The 20582-nt window shown below is 60.5% G+C and carries 18 protein-coding genes; 14 read left to right on the plus strand and 4 right to left on the minus strand.

Annotated elements, in window-relative coordinates; genetic code table 11:
- Positions 1-30: 30 nt before the first annotated feature.
- Both VXJ24_RS06970 and VXJ24_RS06975 read right to left on the minus strand, forming a co-directional pair.
- Positions 31-1101 (minus strand): LacI family DNA-binding transcriptional regulator, encoded by a 1071-nt coding sequence (locus tag VXJ24_RS06970; RefSeq protein ID WP_330972207.1) that lies wholly within the window; start codon positions 1099-1101, stop codon positions 31-33.
- Between the two features lie 251 nt (positions 1102-1352).
- Positions 1353-2408 carry a LacI family DNA-binding transcriptional regulator gene (locus VXJ24_RS06975; RefSeq protein WP_330972208.1) on the minus strand — a complete coding sequence of 352 codons (1056 nt, stop codon included), beginning with the start codon at positions 2406-2408 and terminating at the stop codon, positions 1353-1355.
- A gap of 306 nt (positions 2409-2714) precedes the next feature.
- Here VXJ24_RS06975 and VXJ24_RS06980 point away from each other — a divergent pair, with 306 nt between their 5' ends.
- The 5 genes from VXJ24_RS06980 (at position 2715) to nagA (ending at position 7627) form a co-directional block, all read left to right on the plus strand.
- Positions 2715-3494: an ABC transporter permease gene (locus VXJ24_RS06980; protein ID WP_330972209.1), complete on the plus strand. Its 780-nt coding sequence runs from the start codon at positions 2715-2717 to the stop codon at positions 3492-3494.
- 45 nt (positions 3495-3539) lie between these two features.
- Positions 3540-4379 (plus strand): ABC transporter ATP-binding protein, encoded by an 840-nt coding sequence (locus VXJ24_RS06985; protein WP_330972210.1) that lies wholly within the window; start codon positions 3540-3542, stop codon positions 4377-4379.
- 77 nt (positions 4380-4456) lie between these two features.
- Positions 4457-5539, plus strand: coding sequence for an ABC transporter substrate-binding protein (locus tag VXJ24_RS06990; RefSeq protein WP_330972211.1), 1083 nt, complete (start codon positions 4457-4459; stop codon positions 5537-5539).
- A 98-nt stretch (positions 5540-5637) separates the two neighbouring features.
- Positions 5638-6453 (plus strand): sugar phosphate isomerase family, encoded by an 816-nt coding sequence (locus VXJ24_RS06995; protein WP_330972212.1) that lies wholly within the window; start codon positions 5638-5640, stop codon positions 6451-6453.
- 10 nt (positions 6454-6463) lie between these two features.
- Complete coding sequence (nagA, locus tag VXJ24_RS07000; RefSeq protein WP_330972213.1) at positions 6464-7627, plus strand: N-acetylglucosamine-6-phosphate deacetylase; 1164 nt, start codon at positions 6464-6466, stop codon at positions 7625-7627.
- 134 nt (positions 7628-7761) lie between these two features.
- Here the strand turns inward: nagA and pyk are convergent, their stop codons facing one another.
- Positions 7762-9201, minus strand: a complete 1440-nt coding sequence (gene pyk, locus VXJ24_RS07005; RefSeq protein ID WP_330972214.1) for a pyruvate kinase — start codon at positions 9199-9201, stop codon at positions 7762-7764.
- A 350-nt stretch (positions 9202-9551) separates the two neighbouring features.
- Positions 9552-10571, minus strand: a complete 1020-nt coding sequence (locus tag VXJ24_RS07010) for a 2-hydroxyacid dehydrogenase (protein ID WP_330972215.1) — start codon at positions 10569-10571, stop codon at positions 9552-9554.
- Between the two features lie 300 nt (positions 10572-10871).
- On the opposite strand from VXJ24_RS07010, the gene VXJ24_RS07015 reads away from it, so the two are divergent.
- The 9 genes from VXJ24_RS07015 (at position 10872) to VXJ24_RS07055 (ending at position 20579) form a co-directional block, all read left to right on the plus strand.
- Positions 10872-11147: a YhcH/YjgK/YiaL family protein gene (locus tag VXJ24_RS07015; protein ID WP_330972216.1), complete on the plus strand. Its 276-nt coding sequence runs from the start codon at positions 10872-10874 to the stop codon at positions 11145-11147.
- Between the two features lie 190 nt (positions 11148-11337).
- Positions 11338-14016, plus strand: a complete 2679-nt coding sequence (locus VXJ24_RS07020; RefSeq protein ID WP_330972217.1) for a calcium-translocating P-type ATPase, PMCA-type — start codon at positions 11338-11340, stop codon at positions 14014-14016.
- Between the two features lies 1 nt (position 14017).
- Positions 14018-15196 (plus strand): ribosome small subunit-dependent GTPase A, encoded by a 1179-nt coding sequence (gene rsgA / locus VXJ24_RS07025; protein WP_330972218.1) that lies wholly within the window; start codon positions 14018-14020, stop codon positions 15194-15196.
- A gap of 293 nt (positions 15197-15489) precedes the next feature.
- Positions 15490-16185, plus strand: coding sequence for a Flp pilus assembly protein CpaB (cpaB, locus tag VXJ24_RS07030; protein WP_330972219.1), 696 nt, complete (start codon positions 15490-15492; stop codon positions 16183-16185).
- Positions 16182-17579, plus strand: coding sequence for a CpaE/TadZ family protein (locus VXJ24_RS07035; RefSeq protein ID WP_330972220.1), 1398 nt, complete (start codon positions 16182-16184; stop codon positions 17577-17579). The genes cpaB and VXJ24_RS07035 overlap by 4 nt, the downstream gene beginning before the upstream one ends.
- Positions 17580-18902: a TadA family conjugal transfer-associated ATPase gene (locus VXJ24_RS07040; RefSeq protein WP_330972221.1), complete on the plus strand. Its 1323-nt coding sequence runs from the start codon at positions 17580-17582 to the stop codon at positions 18900-18902.
- Positions 18878-19771, plus strand: coding sequence for a type II secretion system F family protein (locus VXJ24_RS07045; RefSeq protein WP_330972222.1), 894 nt, complete (start codon positions 18878-18880; stop codon positions 19769-19771). Before VXJ24_RS07040 ends, VXJ24_RS07045 begins: the two co-directional genes overlap by 25 nt.
- The gene (locus tag VXJ24_RS07050; protein ID WP_330972223.1) at positions 19772-20377 is read left to right on the plus strand and encodes a type II secretion system F family protein; all 606 of its coding nucleotides are present in this window, start codon (positions 19772-19774) and stop codon (positions 20375-20377) included.
- Positions 20378-20390: 13 nt separating this feature from the next.
- On the plus strand, positions 20391-20579 hold the full coding sequence (locus VXJ24_RS07055) for a hypothetical protein (RefSeq protein WP_330972224.1): 189 nt from the start codon (positions 20391-20393) through the stop codon (positions 20577-20579).
- Positions 20580-20582 lie beyond the last annotated feature (3 nt).

The raw sequence follows: 20582 nt of genomic DNA on the forward strand, positions 1-20582 counted from the left end.
CTCTTGGGGGTCTTCTGATTCCAGACGCTTTCACGTCTGCGGTGCTGGATAGGCATCGATGATGTCGGTGAGCTTCAAGGTGCGGGCCTCGGCAGGCTTTCCCTCGATCAGGCGCAGAAGCGCATCGGCGCAGGTGCGGCCTACCTCCACATTGGGAAGGCGCAGATAGAGGCCGGGGGAGAAGCGGGTTTCGCCGTTGTTGGCAAGCTCGCCGAAGATGAGGCCCGCTGATGGGCAGAAGCTGCGGAAGAGGTCGGTCCAGGTGGACCAGCTCGAGACCACGGCATCCCCCAGGCAGAGCCCGGCGGCTGCCGAGCGGACGGTCTGGACGAAGCGGTCGGTGAGCTCCCTGCCCTGGTCGGTCATGCCGACAGAGTAGCGGATATCCCAGGACTCGAGGTTTTCGAGGGTGACCGGCACGGTGCAGATGGAAAGCTGGCAGTCTGGATGTTGCGCCATGGCTTCGCGCACGCCGCGCTCCCGTTCCTCTTCCTGCGCCTTCGCGATGTCGGGTCTCAGGTAGAGGAGCTTGCCGGGATGCTTTTCGAGGATGCGTTCCACCAGAAAGCGCGCTCCTCCTTCATAGTCGAGATCGACGCTCGAATACGTTCCTGGCTTCATCTGGCAGTCATAGACCACAAGGGGGATGTGCTTTGAGCGGATGGCGGCAAGGCCTGCACGGTCCGGACCTTCGTTGTCCTTGCCGAGAAAGATCACGCCGTCGATCCTGCGCTCCATGTAGGCACGGATATAGTCCGCAGGACCATCTGCCTGGCGCCGTGCCGTGCAGAGAAGAAGGGAATACCCTGCTTGATCGAGTCCCTTCTGGATGCCCTGGAGCGTCTGGGCAAAGCGGGGGACCGCCAGGTCCTTGTTGATGACAACACCGGCGCAGAACGATTTGCCGCCGCGCATGGTGCGGGCATTGGCATCGGGGATGTAGCCCAGATCGTTCACTGCCTGGAGCACGCGCTCGCGCGTTTCGGGACGCAGCTTCTGGTTCTGCACGTTGTTGATCACGTAGGAGACGGTGGCGGGGGCGACGCCTGCGGCTTTGGCCACATCGCGAAGCGTCACGCGCTTCCTGGAAGCTGTATCCAAAGGTATCGCCTCATCTCGCTCAGTAGGAACTTATGCGATTAAGCTAACAACACTATGGAATGATTTACCTGCAAATGCAAGAAAAGAGATTGCTGACGTGGAGAAAAGGCCAAAATATGGCCGCTTACGTGCCATATGATGCCGCTCGCTCTTGATTGCCATAGGTGGCGCACTGCTTGGAAAGAAGTGCAATAGAGCTGATACGATTCAGTAAATCTGCATCAAAAGCAGACTGTGCCAGATGGGCAAGCTTAGAGATCGAGGCTTGTGACGGTCACGATGTTCGTGAGCTTGATCAGGCGTGACTGCGGCGTCGAGCCGCCGATGAGGGAAAGCACCTCGTCGGCACAGGTGATGCCGGCTCCATAGTTGGGCATGCGGGTATAGAAGTTCGCTGCCATCCAGGACTCTCCGTTGTTGGCAAGCTCCGCGTATACGATCTTCTTGTCTGGATCAGCCTTCCGGAAATAGTGGGTCCAGGTAGCCCAGGATGCGATTACGGCATCGCCGTCTTCGAGCTCGTCGAGAGCTTGGCGGCAGGCCTCGATGAAGCGTTCGGTCAGGCGTATGCCTTCCTCGGTGTCTCCCACAAAGTGATGGGCATCCCAGATCTCGATTCTGTCCTTGGTGATCGGTGCCTGGCGAACCTTGAGCTCGACGTCGGGATGTGCCGAGACAACCTCGCGTATGCCCTGCTCGCGCTGGCGTTCCTGCTCCGTGTCGATCTGTGGCTCGAAATACAGGAGCCGTTTCGGACCCGTGGCCATGACGCGCTCTGCAATCAGGCGGGCACCTCCTGCATAGTCATAATCGACTGTGCTGTAGGTGTCGGCATCCTGCTTGCAGTTGAAGACAACAAGCGGTGCATGCTCGTTCTGGAGGATGCGGATGCTGTCTGGATCGGGCGTCTGGTCTTCGGTCCCTATGAAGATAATGCCGCCGATCTGTCCCTCGAGATAGGCGCTGACATAATCGGTGTAGCCCTGGAGTCCCACGGTATTGCCGAGAAGCAGCACGCTGTAGCCACGCTGCTCGAGCCTTTCCTGTATGCCATAGACCATCTGGCTGTAGCGGGGGACTGCCAGGTTCTTGTGGATGACAACGCCGACGCAGGAGATGCGGCGGCTCCTCAGGGTGCGGGCGTGGGCATTGGGCATGTATCCGAGCTCCGCCACGGCCTCGAGCACGCGCTCGCGGGTCTTGGGGCTTATGGTCTGCCCTGGCGTGTTGTTGATGACATAGGAGACGGTGGCTGTCGTCACGCCCGCTGCTTGGGCAACATCCTTGAGGGTTGTGTGCCTTCCCATAGCGTCTCCTCGTTTCAAAGCTTTTTCGATTAAGTGAAAGAACGCGTTCACCTTGCATTCAGTATATCATGACAAGCTGAAGGCAAACACTTTCCTGACAGCATCAAGACCAACCGTTTACCGAGGTCAAACGGTAATTATTGCGGTGGACGGTAGCAGAAGCGAAGCTGAGCGGTCTTTTGACAGGCTCGTAATAAATTCTTCCTTCAATCGTTATCTTTCTTGTGATAAAAAACAGACAACTTAAACGAGTAAGTACTTCCTCGCGAACAGCTTGTTGGGTAGGGCAGCCTAAGGAGGCAGACGTTGGAAGAGAAGAAGCCATCAATCTGGAACAAGGTGCCCAGCTGGGCATGGAAACTGATCTCGCTGGCGCTCGCTATCCTCGTATGGGTGCTTGCATCAAGCAAGTGGCCTGCGGTCTTCGCGTCTCCGGCAAAGGTCTGGGAAGCGTTCATGAAGCTGTCTGGCAACGGCACGCTCTGGAAGAATGCCTGGGCATCGGTCTCCCGTGTCCTTGCCGGTTTCGGCATCGCCTTCGTCGTCTCCATCCCGGTGGCGTTTCTTATGGCATGGTATGACCCGTTCCGCCATATCGTCGAGCCCTGGATCCAGTTCATCAGGAACATCCCGCCTCTTGCCTACGTCTTCCTGATCATTGCAGCTCTCGGCATCGGCCAGACCTCGAAGGTCACCGTCATCTTCATTGCAGCCTTCCTTGTCATGGTCGTCACGATCTACCAGGGCGTCAAAGGTGTCGATACGACGCTCATCAAGGCTGCGAAGGTGCTTGGCGCCAAGCAGAAGGACATCTTTTTCAAGGTGATCATCCCTGCTTCCACGCCCTTCATCCTCGTCGCTGCCCGCCTGGGCCTTTCCACGTCGCTCACGACGCTCATGGCATCCGAGATTGTCGGCGGCGACCGCGGCCTCGGCATGATGATCCAGCAGGCAAGCGGCTACTACCAGATGGATGTCGTGCTTCTCGGCATCATCATGCTCGGCATCATCGGCATCATCTTCGAGAAGATTGTCCGCTATCTCGAGAAGCGCTTCACGGGGTGGCAGGAAACGGTCCAGCAGTAGACGACTCTACATTCCGGCAGGCCTTCGTCAGTAAGCGAGCTAAAGATGAGCGAGAAAACTGTTTTCGAGATCGATGAAGCACCTATCAGCCACGACCTCTCGGATACGCGTCCGGTGAGGGTCCATATCGACAATGTCGTCAAGAAGTTCCAGACCCGCAAGGGCGAGATGACCGCCCTGAACGGCGTCAGCTTCGATATTCACCAGAACGAGTTCGTCTGCGTGGTCGGCCCTTCCGGCTGCGGCAAGTCGACACTTCTGAACATCATCGGCGGTCTCGAGAAGCCGACATCTGGAACGGTGACGGTCGACGGCAAGCCGGTGGAGGGGCCTGGTCCCGACCGTGGCGTCGTGTTCCAGCAATATGCCCTCTTTCCGTGGCTCACGGTCGAAGACAATGTCAAGTTCGGCCTCAAGCTCCAGGGCAAGAGCCCGGAAGAATGCAACGAGATTGCGCAGAAGTACATCAAGCTCGTGCAGCTCGAGGATTTTGCGAAGAGCTATCCGAAGGAGCTTTCGGGCGGCATGAAGCAGCGTGTCGCAATCGCGCGCGCCTATGCCGTGAATCCTGAAGTGCTGCTCATGGACGAGCCGTTCGGCGCGCTCGATGCCCAGACGAGGACGCAGCTGCAGTCCGAGCTCCTGAAGACCTGGGAGAAGGAGAAGAAGACCTGCTTCTTCATCACGCACGATGTCGAGGAGGCAATCATCCTTGCCCAGCGTGTCGTGATCATGTATGCGCGCCCTGGGCGCGTGAAGGATATCGTCAATATCGATATCCCGTATCCGCGCACGCAGGAGACGAAGATGTCTCCGCGCTTCCTCGAGCTCAAGAACTATATCTGGAGCCAGGTCTATCAGGAGTATCTCTCCGTCAGGAAATAGCGGTCATGGTGTCTGCGGGGGTGCGCCCCCGAACAATGGATCGGAATGCGGTACGCAACAGGGGAAAGGAACCATCCATGAACAAGATCGATGCGCTTGGACTTACCCGCCGGTCGTTCCTCAAGGCTGCTGGTGCAGTCGGTGCCTGCGGTGCAGGCCTTATGCTCGCCGCTTGCGGCTCGAACGCGCAGAGCACAGGCTCCAGCGATTCAAAGGACAGCGGGTCCTCCTCGAAGTACGAACCGGTCAGCGTGAATGTTGCCTTCATGCCGAACCTTGGCTCTGCAGGCACGCTCTTCGCTGCCCTCGACCAGGGGTACTTCGACAAGTTCAATATCACGGTCGAGACGAAGCAGTTCGATGCCGGTCCGGCAGAGATTGCAGCAATGCAGTCCGGCGACATCGACTTCGCGCAGATCGGCCATGGTGCACATGCCCTGTGCATCGAAGGCCAGGCAAAGATCTTCTCGTTCGAGGGCAATTCCCAGGCAGACTGCGTCGTGGCGAACAAGAGCCATGGAATCAGCACGGCCAAGGACCTCAAGGGCAAGACGATTGCCGTAGCTTCCGGCACCTCGTCCGAAGTCATCCTGAACTATGTCCTGGCCGATGCGGGCCTCACGAAGGACGATGTCACGCTGACCGAGATGAAGGTCGACGGAATGACGACAGCAATGATTGCTGGCCAGATCGATGCCTGTGCCACCTGGTCGCCGAATACGATCACGCTTGAGGAGCAGCTCGGCGATGACTATCTGGTCCTGGGCACGAATACCGACTACACCGACAAGGTCGCCTTCCCGTCCTCCTATGTATGCCTGCCCGACTACGCAGATTCGAACAAGGAGGTGCTCGAGCGCTTCGAGGCTGCCCTCGATATGGGCAAGGTATATCGTGCCGAGCATATCGACGAAGTCGCAAAGCTCCTGGCTGACAAGCTTGGTCTTCCGGAGGAGACGCTCCTGCAGTCTACCGGCGAAGGCGACTGGCAGGGCGCTGTCGACGCTATCGGCGATACCGACAAGATCCTTGGCTACTACAAGGCACAGCAGCAGGTCTTCCTCGACAACGGCCGCATCACCGAGGCAGTGCCGGTGGAGAACTATGTCCTGTCCGAGGTGATCACCGAGGGCGACAAGCTCTACAAGGAGAACAAGTAGCGCACAGCAGCTTGATTGCATGCTGTCCCTGAGAGCCTCTTCTGGTGGACTGCTCCCCGGTCCTGCGGGAGAGGCTCTTTTCAACGGCTGGAGGAGCTATGGATTACTATCACATCTCAGCTGAGGATCTGGGGAAGGACGCCAAGATCCCGCTTGCATTTCCGGGCGACTCTGCGGCTGTCTTCTTCCAGATGGCACAGGATATGGTCCACACCATCCGCGAGCATAATAGGGAGCAGGAACGTACGGTCTTCATCTGCCCGGTGGGACCGGTGGGCCAGTACCCCTACTTCGTGAAGCTCGTGAACGAGGAGCGGCTCTCCCTCAAGAATGTCTGGTTCTGCAATATGGACGAGTATCTGACAGACGAGGATGAGTGGATCTCAGAAGACGATGGGCTGTCGTTTCGCGGCTTCATGAACCGCATGGTCTACACCAAGCTCGATCCCGAGCTTGCCATGCCGGCCTCTCAGCGTCTCTTCCCGGACCCTGCGCATCCCGAAGCCATCGGAGATGCGATAGAGAGCCTGGGCGGTGTCGATATCGCGTTCGGCGGTATCGGCATCACGGGGCATCTTGCCTTCAATGAGCCCCAGCCTGAACTTTCTGCAGATGAATTCGCGCAGCTCGAGACCAGGGCGCTCTCTATCCGTCCTGAGACCAGGGCGACGAACAGCGCTGCCGATCTCTGCGGAGCCCTCGAAGACATGCCGCATCGTGCCGTGACCATCGGCATGAAAGAGATCCTGTCGGCACGCCAGGTCCGCCTCGGCGTATTCAGGACCTGGCATCGTGGTGCTGTCCGCCATGCTGCCTATGGAGAGATTTCGGCTTCGTTCCCGGCGACGCTTCTGCAGAAGCATCCCGATGCCCTCATCTATGTGAATGACGTGGCACGCGAGCGCGCCTACTAGGAGGGGAGCCATGGAGGATTCCGTCTACATACAGGGTGCCCGCGTCGTGAGCGACGGCTCGGTCTTCCGTGCCGACATCACTATCGAGCGGGGACTCATCACGCGCGTCGGTTCCGGATTCGACAATCCAGGCGAGCTTCCTGTCATCGATGCCTCGGGGCTCTATGCGCTGCCCGGCTTCATGGATGTCCATACGCATGGCGCCGCAGGGGTCGATGTGAACGAGGGGAGTGCAGCAGGACTCCGCAAGATCGGTCGCTTCTTCGCCTCGCAGGGCGTGACTGCCTGGCTCTGCTCGATCCTGACCGATACGCCTGAGCAGACGCTCAGATGCATCGCTGCCGCGAAAGAGGTCATCGAAGGCGGACCCTATGATGGGGCGGCATTGGTCGGCATCCATCTCGAAGGGCCGTGCCTGTCGTCCGAGTACAAAGGTGCCATGCCGGAGCATCTGCTCATGCACGAGGCAGATCCTGCCCTTTTCCGGAAATATCAGGATGCTGCCGGCGGCCATATCCTCTATACAACGCTTGCGCCTGAGGTGCCTGGCGTGCCTGAGCTCATCCCGCAGCTTGCCGGCATGGGCATCACGGCCGCAATCGGGCACTCCGGTGCCGGATATGAGCTCTCGATGGCATGCGTGAAGGCCGGCGCCAAGGCAGCCACGCATGTCGGGAATGCCATGAGGCTCTTCCACCAGCATGAGCCTGCCATCTTCGGCGTAGCGCTCGAGACCGATATCTATGCAGAGACCATCTGCGATGGCCGCCATCTTGTGCCAGGGACCGTCAGGCTCTATCTCAAGGCAAAGGGATGGGACCGCATCCTCGGCATCACCGATTCGATTATGGCGGCAGGGCTTCCGGATGGAAAGTACAAGCTCGGCGTGAACGATGTCGTGGTCGTCGATGGGGATGCAAAGCTCGCGACGACGGGTGTGCGTGCAGGCTCCACGCTGACGCAGGTGCAGGCACTGCGCAACTTCATGAAGTTCACCGGGGCTCCAATCGAGGACGCCTCCAAGGCCATGACAAAGAACCCCGCAGATCTCTTCGAGATGCATGACAGGGGCCATGTCGCTGTCGGCATGCGGGGAGACCTTGTGCTGCTCGACCAGAAGCTCGAGGTCGTGCGCACCTATGTTGGAGGAAGGAATGTCTACAGCAGGACCTGATACGGTCATCGATGCTGTGGAAAGAGGGGAGGCCAGCACCTGTATGGGGTGCTGGCCTCCCTTGCGAATCCAGCGAAAAAGAAAGAGCCAGCTTCAGATGGAAGCTGGCTCGAGAAGTCATGCTGCAGACCGAACTACTGGACCTGTGCGACCATGAGCATGTTCGTAGAGGTGATGTAGTCGCCCTGGGAAGGAGACGTCTGCGGATCGCCGGCGGTAACGACGACGATGTCGCCAGGCTCGACGAGGCCATGCTCCTTAGCGACATTGAGGGACTCATAGAGGGTCGAGGAGAGCGTGCCCTGCTCGACGGTCTTGATGGCCTCGACGCCCCAGGAGAAGCAGCACTTGCGGATCGTGTGCTCGCTCGGGGAGAGAGCGATGACCGGCAGCTTCGGACGGAAGTTGGAGATCAGGCGAGCGGTACGGCCAGAGTGCGTCGGGCACAGGATGCACTTGGCATTGACGCGCTCAGCGGTCGTGACGGAAGCGAAGCCGATGGAGGAGTTGACGTTACGGACACCCTCGCGCTCATGGTAGGTCGTGCGGGTCTCGAGGTACTTCTCGGTCTCGACGCAGATCTTGGCCATCGTCTTGACAGCCTCGACCGGGTAGCGGCCAGCAGCCGTCTCGCCGGAGAGCATGACGCAGTCGGTGCCGTCGTAGACAGCGTTAGCGACGTCGTTTGCCTCAGCGCGGGTCGGGCGCGGGTTGCGGATCATGGAGTCGAGCATCTGCGTAGCGGTGATGACCGGCTTGTAGGCCATGTTGCACTTGTGGATGATCGTCTTCTGGATGTGCGGAACCTGCTCGGTCGGCACCTCGACGCCGAGGTCGCCACGGGCAACCATGCAGCCATCGGAAGCAGCGAGAATCTCGTCGAAGTTCTTCACGCCGAGAGCGGACTCGATCTTCGGGAAGATGTCGACGTGACGGCGGCCATTCTCGTAGCAGATCTGGCGAATCTCGTTGACGGCGTTAGCGTCGCGGATGAAGGAAGCAGCGATTGCATCGATGCCAAGCTCGCAGCCGAACTCGATGTCGGCGCGGTCCTGGTCGGTGACGGACGGGAGGTTGATGAAGGCGTTCGGGATGTTGACGCCCTTCTTCTCGCCCAGGACGCCGCCGGACTCGACGACGCAGTGAATCTCGTTGCCCTCAACGGACTCGACCTGAAGGCCGATGAGGCCGTCGTCGATAAGGAGAAGGGTGCCCTTCTCGACCTCGTTGGCGAGGTTCTGGTAGTCGAGGGAGATGAGGTCATGCGTGCCCTCGATGGTGTTGTCGGTCGTGACGGTCGTGTGGTCGCCGACCTCGAACGTGACAGGCTTGTGATCCTTCAGAAGGCCGGTACGGATCTCCGGGCCCTTGGTATCGAGCATGATGGCAACAGGAATGCCAAGCTCCTGGGAAATGGCGCGGACGCGCTCGATGTTCTTGCGGTGATACTCATGCGAACCATGGCTGAAATTGAAGCGGGCCACGTTCATGCCGCTCTTGATGATCTCGCGCAGGACATCATCGTCGTCGGTCGCAGGACCCATTGTGCAGACAATCTTGGTTCTCTTCTGCATGTCAGACTCTCCTTGCATTCCTGGTGTCCGCACCGTGCGGACACGTTTTGCACTGTCTGGTGCGTTTCTACTACCTTTGTCTTCTTTCACCGAAGCTAGGCGCCATTATACCGATTCGTGCTTGTCACGTTTGAAAGAAGAGAGTAAAGAGCAGCAGAATCCGCAGCTAAACAAGATGTGGCAACGTTCTCACCACAAAGCCAACACAGTACTCGTTCGAAGAATTGCCCTTTTTGTTCGCATTATACCCCGCAAAGCGAGGCACATATGCGCAGGTCGTAAGGAAAAACCGCCCCAGACGAAATGTCTGGGGCGGCTGAACTCTACAGGTCGAGTTTCTGTCGAGTTGGCTACTCGACACCCGGAGCGGTGACGACGCTCTTCGGCACGAAGTCGGTGCCGCGGCCGAAGGCCTGGGCGTTCTCGAGCGTGCACTCTGCAATCTGGCCGAGGGCTTCCTTCGTGAAGAATGCCTGATGGCTCGTCATGACGACATTCGGGAAGGAGCAGAGGCGGGCGACGATGGAGGAACCGAGAATCTCGGACTCGCGGTCCTGGTAGACGTTCGCGTTCTCCTCTTCGTAGACGTCGAGGCCAGCAGCGCCGATCTTGCCGGAGCGGATGCCACGGATGAGGGCGTTGGAGTCGACAAGGCCGCCACGGCCGGTGTTGACGAAGATGACGCCGTCCTTCATCTTGGCGATCGTGTCGTCGTTGATCAGGTGGTAGGAGTCCTTGTTGAGGAAGGCGTGGAGCGAGATGAGGTCAGCACGGCGATAGAGCTCGTCGTAGTCGACATACTCGTCGATGCAGCCCTCTTCGATGAGGTTCTGGTTCGGATAGAGGTCGGTGCCGAGGACGGTCATGCCGAAGCCCTTGCAGATGCGGGCAAGTGCTGCGCCGATGCGGCCGGTGCCGATGATGCCTGCGGTCTTGCCGTGAAGCGTGACACCGACGAGGCCCTCGAGGGAGAAGTTGTTCTCGCGGACGCGGATATAGCCCTTGTGGATGCGGCGGTTGGCGCAGAGGGCGAGGCCCATTGCGTGCTCAGCGATTGCCTCAGGAGAGTAGGCAGGAACGCGCGTGACCGTCATGCCGAGCTCCTTGGCCATCGGCACGTTGACGGCGTCGAAGCCTGCGCAGCGCATGAGGACCATCTTCACGCCGAAGCCGGCGAGAACCTCGAGCGTCATGGCAGAGACATCGGCATTGACGAAGGCGCAGACTGCGTCATAGCCGCGTGCCAGGCCTGCCGTCATCGGCGAAAGGTTGGCGTCAATGAAGTCGACCTTCACGTCCGGGAACTTCGGCAGAGCCTCGGAGAACGAATCCCTGTCATAGCTCTTCGTCTCATAGAACAGAACCTTCATGCTTCTTCCTCCATTACGTTGATGCCGCAGGTGCGGCAACCTACCGTACAAGCATAAGCAAATTCTATCCTTAAACTCCTATCCGTTGCCAATCTTAAGCTTCAAATGCTGCAATCACCATGAATGGCCTTTCGGCGGACCTCCTTTTCGGCGGAATGCATCCGCTTGTCCGTGAACGTCCGAAGGCCCGCTTTTCAGCTGATATGCAGGGGAGATACAGGTAACTCGAAGCTTTAAGATTCTCGTATCTGACAACATTCTTGCAACACTTAGGCACGTATTCTAGAGGCACAAAAGGATGTGCAGGTCGACCTCGAGGGCTTTGAGAGATTCATGACGACACCGGGAGAGACCGTGCCGGCAGGGGAGTTCGATGTGGCAGCCGACAAGGGCTACTGCCATGAGGCTCCCGGCAACACGAACCTCCTTGAGGGGTCGCTTGACCAGGGACGCTTCGTCGTCTTCATGGTCGGCGAGCCGCATATGCCGAACCTCGTGCCGGAAAGCACCGAGCCGGGGCCGATCAAGAAGATCTGCTTCAAAGTGCTCTCTGATGAGTACTGGGATGAGGCATAGCGTTTTCGTTTCTTGCGCAACAAAGAAACTATTCCCTGCGCGCTCCCATAAAACGAGGCGCACAGGGTAAGATAGTCGGTACGTCCTTATCCATGCGTCCGGCATGGCAGCCTTGATGGGCCCTTGCCCCTCCTGGGGAATTATTATCGGGCATCAATCTGCTGGACGCCCAAGAACCCAGGAGGGAACTTTGAAAGAGTATCTGCAAGACTCTGTCAAGGTTGTCGAAGACGTCAAGTCCGACGGCACCTATGGCCTCTCGTCTGCCGAGGCGAAGAAGCGTCTCGAGCGGGATGGGCTGAACAAGCTCAAGGAAGCGAAGAAGGATCCGCTGTGGAAGCGGTTCTTCGCGCAGATGGCCGATCCCATGATCATCATGCTGATCGTGGCTGCAGTCATCAGTGCCCTTACCGGCATGGCACAGGGCGATGCCGACTTCGCAGATGTCATCATCATCTGCTTCGTTGTCGTCGTGAACGCTGTCCTCGGCGTCGTGCAGGAGTCGAAGGCTGAAGAGGCGCTTGCTGCCCTCCAGGAGATGAGCGCCGCACAGTCCAAGGTCATCCGCGATGGTCAGGTTGTCACAGTGCCGTCCTCTGAGCTTGTCGTCGGCGATATCGTCGTGCTCGAGGCAGGAGACTCTGTTCCGGCAGACTGCCGCATCATAGAGAGCGCCTCGATGAAGATCGAGGAGGCAGCGCTTACCGGCGAGTCCGTGCCTGCGAACAAGATCGAGGCGGAGCTCGAGCTCGTCGCAGGTGCAGAGGACATCCCTCTCGGCGACCGCAAGAACATGTGCTACATGGGCTCGACCGTCGTCTATGGCCGTGGACGTGCTGTCGTCGTCGCAACCGGCATGAACACGGAGATGGGCAAGATTGCCGACGCTCTGACCCAGGCAGAGGACGAGGAGACGCCGCTCCAGAAGAAGCTCGACGAGCTCTCCAAGATCCTTTCTGTCATCTGCATCGTGATCTGCGCCCTCGTCTTCGTCGTCACGTGGCTGAAGCACGGCATGGGCTTCTTCAGCGATACGTCGCTCGTGCTCAACACCTTCATGGTCGCTGTCTCTCTCGCTGTTGCTGCCATTCCTGAGGGCCTTGCCGCCGTCGTCACGATCGTGCTCTCGATCGGCGTCACGAAGATGAGCCAGCACAATGCGATCATCCGCAAGCTCTCTGCAGTCGAGACGCTTGGCTGCACGCAGATCATCTGCTCCGACAAGACCGGCACGCTCACGCAGAACAAGATGACGGTCGTCCGCCACTTCACCGAGGACCAGTACCGTCTCGTGCGCTGCATGGCACTGTGCTCCGATGCCAAGTGGGATGCCGCCCAGAACAAGGCTGTCGGCGAGCCGACAGAGGCCGCCCTTGTCGCCGATGCCGCAAAGCTCGGCTTCACGACAGGCGATCTCGATGATGCGAACCCGCGTGTCGGCGAGGCGCCGTTCGATTCCGGCCGCAAGATGATGTCTGTCGTGAACCAGGCGCCGGATGGCAACTACATCCAGCACACGAAGGGCGCTCCCGACGTAATCCTTTCCCGCTGCACGAAGATCCACACGGCCCAGGGCGATGTGCCCATGACGGACGAATGGCGCAAGCGCATCCAGGATGCCAACAAGTCGATGGCAGACGATGCTCTGCGTGTCATGGCGGCAGCCCGCGTGAACTACGGCAAGGAGAAGCCGTCTGACTTCTCTGCCGATGCTCTCGAGCACGACATGACGTTCCTCGGCCTCTGCGGCATGATCGACCCGGTCCGTCCTGAGGTCAAGCAGGCCGTGTCCGAGGCCCACTCCGCTGGCATGCGCGTCATCATGATCACGGGCGACCACATCGATACCGCTGTCGCAATCGCGAAGGAGCTCGGCATCATCGTCGACCGCTCCCAGGCCATCACCGGCGCCGAGCTCGACAAGATGTCGGACGAGGAGTTTGCGGACAAGATCGAGAACTACCGCGTCTATGCTCGCGTCCAGCCTGAGCACAAGACCCGCATCGTCGATACCTGGAAGAAGAAGGGCATGGTCGTCGCAATGACCGGCGACGGCGTGAACGACGCTCCTTCCATCAAGCGTGCCGACATCGGTGTCGGCATGGGCATCACCGGCACGGACGTCACGAAGAACGTCGCAGACATGGTCCTTGCAGACGACAACTTCGCAACGATCATCTCCGCCTGCGAAGAGGGCAGGCGCATCTACGACAACATCAGGAAGTCGATTGCATTCCTGCTGTCCTCGAACCTCGCCGAGGTCATCTCGGTCTTCGTTGCCTCGCTCATCGGCTTCACGATCCTTGAGCCGACGCACCTTCTGTGGCTCAACCTCATCACCGACTGCTTCCCGGCACTGGCCATGGCTATGGAAGAGGCAGAGCCTGACATCATGCAGCGTGAGCCGAGAAAGGCCACGGATGGCATCTTCGCCAATGGCATGGGCCTCGACTGCCTCGTCCAGGGCGCAATGATCGCTATCCTTACCCTCATCTCCTACTTCGTCGGCCTTTCGCTTGAGAACGTGCCTCTTGCTGACGTGCTTTCCGGCGCCGACAAGGGCCTCGATGGAATGACGATGGCATTCCTGACGCTTTCCATGGTCGAGATGTTCCACTCCTTCAACATGAGGAGCCGTCGCCAGTCTGTCTTCAAGCTCCCGACCCAGAACAAGTGGCTGTGGCTTTCCTTCGCAGCCTCCCTTGTCCTTACCTTCGTTGTCATCGAAACTCCTCTCTCCGTCGCCTTCGACTTTGCAGAGATCAGCGTGCAGGAGTACGGTATTGCCATGCTCCTCGCAGCGGCCATCATCCCGCTCGTGGAGATCTACAAGGCCATCATGCGTGCAGTGGAGAAGAGCAGGGACTGACGTGAAGAAGCGCGTGCAGAACAGGCATAAGCATTCACAGAGTGCCGGCAGGGCCCAAGCGGCCCTGCCGGCCCTTTCTTCTCTCGAGGGCATCCCTGCCTTCGAGAGCCTCGAAGCGACGGAGGAGCAGAGATCTGCCTTTGCGGAGGCAAGCAGACGCCTTGCTGCCGAAGAAGTGGCGGATCCGGCCGAGTACGAGCTCGGCTGTGTCGTGCGTCTCGATCGCGGCTTTCCGGCCGTCCTCACCGAGAGGCGCCTTGCCCGCGCCGAGTTTGCGGCAGGAATCACGAAGGAGCGCTTCAGCAAGGCTGCGGTCGGTGACTGGGTCTGTGTGAGATGTCCCGAAGGACATGACGGAGTGCTCCTCGAGGAGATCCTGCCACGCAGGAGCGCGCTCGAGCGCTGGCGGGGAGGCGCGCGTGGCGAGAAGCAGACGCTTGCCGCCAATGTCGGGCTCGTGCTCGTGGCCCAGGCACTCGGTCCCGAGCCGGTGATATGCGACCGCCTTGTGCGCTCGGCTGTTGTCGTGCGGGACTGCGGGGCCCAGGTGGCCTGCGTCCTCACGAAGGCTGACAGGGCAGGAGGGGACGCACGCCTTGCAGAAGATATCGACCGCGTGCGCCAGGTGCTCGGCGAGAAGGTGCCGATCGTCGCCTGCGCTCTCGGCGAAAAGGATTCGTCGGAGCTGGCAGCGTGCGCCCGCGCCAAAGGTGCTGGCTGGGGAGAGGAAGGCATCCTTTCGCTTGTCTCTCCCGGTACGGTCGCCTGTATCCTCGGCGAGTCGGGTGCCGGCAAGTCGACCCTGCTCAATGCCCTTCTGGGACGCAATCTCCTGAAGACAGGTGCCGTGAGAAGCTCGGACGATGCCGGACGGCATACCACGGTCTCCCGCCGCATGGTTGCCATCCCCTCTGGCGGCACGATTGTCGATATGCCGGGCATCAGGAGCCTGCCGCTTGTCGGCCATGAAAGGGGCCTGGCTAAGGTCTTTCCAGAGATTGCCGATGCGGCCCGTTCATGCCGCTTCCGTGACTGCACGCATACGCATGAGCCGGGCTGCGCTGTGCGCGAGGCCCTGGCAGAAGGTGCCTTCTGCCAGGAGCGCTACGACGCCTATGTGGCGCTTGCCCAGGAAATGCGCCGGAGCGCGGAGACGCTCGATCCCGATATCGTGCTCTGAGAAAGCAAGACACATTGAAGCTGCGGACGTTCCCGAAAGGGAGCGTCCGCTTCTCTATGTCCAGCCATCCTGGCTTTCAGGGTTGCAGTGGCAATGAGGAGAGAGGTCGGAAGGCCTGAGACAGTGCCTCCTTCTGTCAGACGCCCTGCCTTGGAAAACGCTTCCTTGTGGAAGATGGCTGCGAGCTTTGTGGCTGCCCGGCGACGCCTGAATGGCTCTGCTTTCCCTTGTCAGATAGGGTACCGGCGTAGGTTTGAGACCACATCAGCCACATGCCGGGAGGATCAATGTCGATGCGCTTCAGAATCGTCTTTGCTGCAGCCTGCGCGCTTCTGGCAGCGCTCCTGTGTGCGGTCTATGCCCAGCATGTGCAGGCACAGACCGAGCAGGAACGTGCCGAGGCGCTCGAGCGCTATGGCGGGGAGACCGTGAAGCTCGTCGTTGCGACGAAGGATCTTGCTGCCGGAGAGACGGTCACGAAGGAAGACCTTGCCGTGAAGGAATGGCTCTCGGACCTTGCTCCTGCTGTTGCCATGACCGACATGGATGACTGCATAGGCAGGAAGGTCACAAGTGCCGTGCCGAAAGGCACGCCGCTCTGCAGCCTCCAGTTCGCTCAGGGAGCAGACGCTGCAGATGTCCCCTCAGGCCATGTGGCGCTGAGCCTCGCGCTTTCGGACAAGGTCGGCCTTCCGGCAGAGGCCAAGGCCGGCTCGAGGCTTCTTGCCTATCGCATGTCTGATTGCACTGCCACGCTGATCTCGGATGATGTCGAGCTCCTCTCGGTACCGGAGCAGCAGTCCCAGCTCGGCACGCAGTCGGTCACGCTTGCCGTGGCTCCGAGCCAGGTGGCAGATGTGCTTGCGGCAGGTGCCCAGGGAGACCTGCGCCTCGCAGTTCCGGCATCCGATGTGAGCGCGACGGGCACGGTGCTCACGACGGCACCGAGCTCTGTTCCTACGACGGCAGAAGAAGGGAATCATTCATGAAGTGGCTTGCCTTTGCACGGAAGTCCTATCGGGGCGAGCTGGAGGCGAAGATCGGAGCCGAATATCCCGGCTCGAGCATATCCTGGGCTTTCTCTCCTGAAGAGATGCGCGAGACGCTCGCGCACGGGATGCCTGGCCAGTATGCAGCGGCTGTCGGTCCCGTACGCGGTGCCCAGGCACCCATCAATCTTGCAGCCGCAATAGCACAGGATGCCCATGCCACAATCGTCCTGCTTGCGCAGCCTCGGCCTTCGGGGTCGCTCCGCTCGCGTGCAGCCCAGGCGGGCATCTCCCGTGTCATTGCGCTTGATGTCCAGCCAGAAGAGGCGCAGCAGAAAGCGCTGGATGCGGAAGGAGCGAGAAGCAGGGCATCCGCACGGCACGAGTGCAGGCAGAGAGCCGAGAAGGGCGCTTCCTCTGCTGCAGCGCCAGAGGCGGAAGATCTCGACGAAGTGGAAAGCATCCCTGCAGCGGCGGCCCCGCGTGGTGCCTCCAGGCCATCGAGGCCTGAGCGCAACCGGATGGACCAGGAGCTTCCGCGCATCGATTCCAGCATCGTGCATGGCCCGAATCCCTGTCCTGTCCTCTGTGTCGCATCAGGCAGGGGAGGCGTCGGCAAGACAGCGCTTTCCTGCCTCATGGCAGCAACGGCAGCACGCTGGGGCCTCAAGGTCTCCCTCATGGATTTCGATCTTGCCTGCGGCAATGCGTACGCATGCTTCGGCCTTCCGGGCCCTGCGGCACTCGACCAGAACCTCGATATGCAGGCTGATGCAAAGACGCTTGCTGCCCAGGGCAAGATTGCCACAGACGGTGTCTCGCTCTGGGGTTCCTGCCTTCGTCCGGAGAATGCCGAGCTTGTAGCACCTCAGGCAGGAAACCTGCTCGAGCTTGTCTGCCGCCAGTCGGATCTCGTGATTGTCGACTGCCCGACAGCCTGGACCGATGCAGTCGCGCAGGCAGCGCAGATGTGCGACCGTCTGCTGCTGGTCTGCCCTGAGAGCGGAGGGGCGGCATCGTCCCTATCGCGTGTCGGCGCCCTGGCTGTGCGTCTCGGTGTTGCAAGGACCCGCATCGTCCGCATCGTCAATCTCTCGAATCCGAAGAAGACGCAGGAAGCCTTCATCGACCGGGCCGATGTCGGCCTCGAAGCTGCCCGTACCTTCCGTGTCATGGATGGCGGGGAAGAGACGGACGAGCTCCTCATGGCAGGACATGTCGTGGAGCTGAGCGCGCAGGACTCAGAGCTTTCGCGCTCTGTTGCCACCTGCCTGGCACAGATCCTCCAGGAGCTCGGAAGGCTTCCCGACTGCAACGATGCCCGCCGCGCGCTCGAGGTGCATGAGCATGGACAGCGCCGGGGATTCTTCAGCCGCAGGAAGGAGGCCATGTAGATGAGCCTGCTTGCGAGGGTGCAGGAACGTGCCCGTCTCGAAGGCGCGCCTTCCCGCCATGGGCTGGATGAAGAAGCGAGAAAGCGGCTCAAGCGCGACCTCGTGACAAGGCTCGGGCTCCAGACGGTTGCCTCGCTTGCAACGCAGGGGGATGTCGCCCAGGCACGGACCGAGCTCTCGGTGGCGCTCGAGGCGCTCTGCAATGGCGGCGGCTACGATGACCTGACGCCGGAAGAGCGCCATGTCCTGGCCAGCCAGGTCGTGGATGAGATCTGCGGGCTGGGACCTCTGCAGCCGCTTCTGGACGACGACCGCGTGACGGAAATCATGGTGAACGGAGCAGGAGCGCTCTTCTATGAGGAAGGAGGCAGGCTCCACAAGGCAGAGCGCGTCTTCGAGAACGATGAGCAGATCCTCATGGTCATCGACCGCATCCTTGCCCCTCTGGGCCGCCGCCTCGATGAGAGAAGCCCGATCGTGAATGCGCGCCTTTCGAATGGCTACCGCGTCAATGCCGTCTCGTCTGCCCTGGCGCCTGATGGCACAGCCGTGACGATCAGGAAGTTCTCGGATGCGCTCGTCTCGCTCCAGGAGCTTGTGTCGCTTGGCTCCCTTCCTGCCTGGTATGCGCAGCTTCTTGCCTGGGCCGTGAAGGAGCGCTGCGATATCGCGGTGGCAGGAGGCACCGGCTCCGGCAAGACGACGCTCCTCAATGCCCTCTCGCATGAGATCGGCAAAGACGAGCGCATTGTCACGATCGAGGATTCCTGCGAGCTGCGCTTCGAGCCCGGACTCAACCTCGTGCGCCTCGAGGCGCGCGAGGCCTCGATCGAGGGATCGGGAGAGGTCACGATCCGCGACCTCGTGAAGAACGCGCTGCGCATGAGGCCTGACCGCATCATCGTGGGCGAGGTCAGAGGGTCGGAGTGCATCGATATGCTCCAGGCGATGAACACAGGACACGACGGATCGCTTACGACCCTGCATGCAGGAACGGCTGACGAGGCAATACTTCGCCTTGTCCTCATGGCCCGCTATGGCATGGACCTTCCGGCCCATCTCATCGAGGAGCAGGTGGCGACAGCGCTCGACCTTGTCGTGATGAGCGCCCGCTTCCCTGACGGTGGACGCTATATCACATCGCTCCATCAGGTGGACCGTGCCCCCGATGGCACGGTCGCCCTTGCAGAGTGCATATCGTTCGACCGTCAGGCACGGAGCTGGACTTTGGTCCAGCTGCCGTCCTTCGTCGAACGTGCGATGGCAGACGGGCTTCTTTCGGAGAGCGAGGTGCTCGCATGGATGTCTTCCTGCTCTGCCTGAGCACGGCAGCGCTTGCAGGGGCGGCTGCCTTCATGTCTGCAACGCCCCAGCTCGAGGCATCCGTCCGGCGGGGGCTTCTCCATGCGGCACAAGCTCTCGAAGGCACAGACGGTGCGCGAAGGCTCGAGGAGCATGCGCTGTGGCGCGATGCTGAAAGGTATCTGGCAGAGCGCTTCCAGCTTGCGGCGCCGGGCGGCTTCATGCTGCTCATGGGGATGCTCTCTGTCCCTCTGGGCATGCTCCTTTCCCGCTCCCTTCTGGGAGGGCTCATCCTGCCTGCTGCGCTGGGGGCGTCTGCGGCTGGCCTTGCCCTGCGCTACAGAAGGGAGCGGCGCGATGCGACAGAGCAGGAGATTCCCGAGGTGTTCCGCACGCTTGCGCTTGGCCTCGAGGCTGGACAGACGCTCAGGCAGGCGATGGAGTATGTCGGTATCACGCATGCGGGGCCGGTCGGCAGAAGCTTTGCCGAGGCGACGCTCGAGATGCAGGCAGGCGCATCGGTTGCAGAGGCGCTCGGATCTGTCGAGCGCGAGGTCAGAGGACCGGGCATGGCGCTCATGGTGAGCGCGCTCGAGATTGCGCAGCGCACGGGAAGCCCGCTCAAGGAGCTCTTCGCGGCAAGCGCTTCCTATGTGGAGCAGCAGGGAGAGCTCAGGCGCGAGCTCTCAGCAAAGACAGCACAGGTACGCCTCTCGGTCCAGGTCGTCTGCACGCTTCCGGTGGCAATCGTCTCGCTCCTTGCCTTCATATCGCCTGACTTCAGAGTGGGGATGGCAACAGAGGCGGGCACGCTCTCGCTTCTTCTGGCGGGGGCGCTCGATGCTGTCGCTATCCTCATCATCAGGCGTCTTGCCGAAGGGGTGCTCTAGATGGATGGGTGGGCATATGCACTGACAGGAGCCGAGAGCGGCCTTGCGTTCCTCGCAGCCTTCATCTTCCTGGGGAAAAAGACGGCAGCGCACCGGCACCTCAGCTTCGACGTGCCGAAGCTGCCAGCAGGCTCGAGACATCAGCGCCGGGGATGGCAGAGACGCTGTCTTGAAGAGCTTCCAGGGCTTCTCGATATCCTCTCGCTCGGCCTCTCGGCAGGGCTTTCGTTCGATGCGTCGGTCGAGCTCTTCTGTGAGCGCCAGGACAGCGAGCTTTCCCACGCGCTCAGATCTGCCCTCTTCTCCTGGAGGAGCGGCCTCGAGAAGCGTTCGACGGCACTGGAGAGCTTGGCGGAGGAAATGGGAAGCCCTGCCTTCGGGCGCTTCGCATCGGCTGTGGAAGAGGCGCTTGCGTTCGGGTCTCCCTTGGCTTCGGTCCTTGAAGCGCAGGGAAAGCTCCTGAGGGATGAAGAGCGCCTTGCGGCCGAGGAGAGGATCGAGAAGGTCCCGATCAAGATGCTCATCCCTCTGGGCACGCTCGTCGTGCCTGCAATGCTTCTGGCAATACTCGGCCCCCTCCTGGGGTCGCAGGCACAGCTCATATGAGAAAGGTGGATCCATGAAAGCATATAGAGCGCTTGCTGAGGCGGCACATACGCTCCGCCGCGAGGAGACGGGGCAGGGAACGACAGAGTACGCAATCCTTGTCGGCGTCATTGTCGTGATCGCGATTGTCGCAATCCTCGCATTCCGCGACAAGCTGAGCTCGCTCTGGGATGCCATCGCCCAGGGCATCAACTCGCTATGAGCG

Source organism: Olsenella kribbiana (assembly GCF_036408795.1).
GTDB classification, from domain to species: Bacteria; Actinomycetota; Coriobacteriia; order Coriobacteriales; family Atopobiaceae; genus Olsenella_L; species Olsenella_L kribbiana.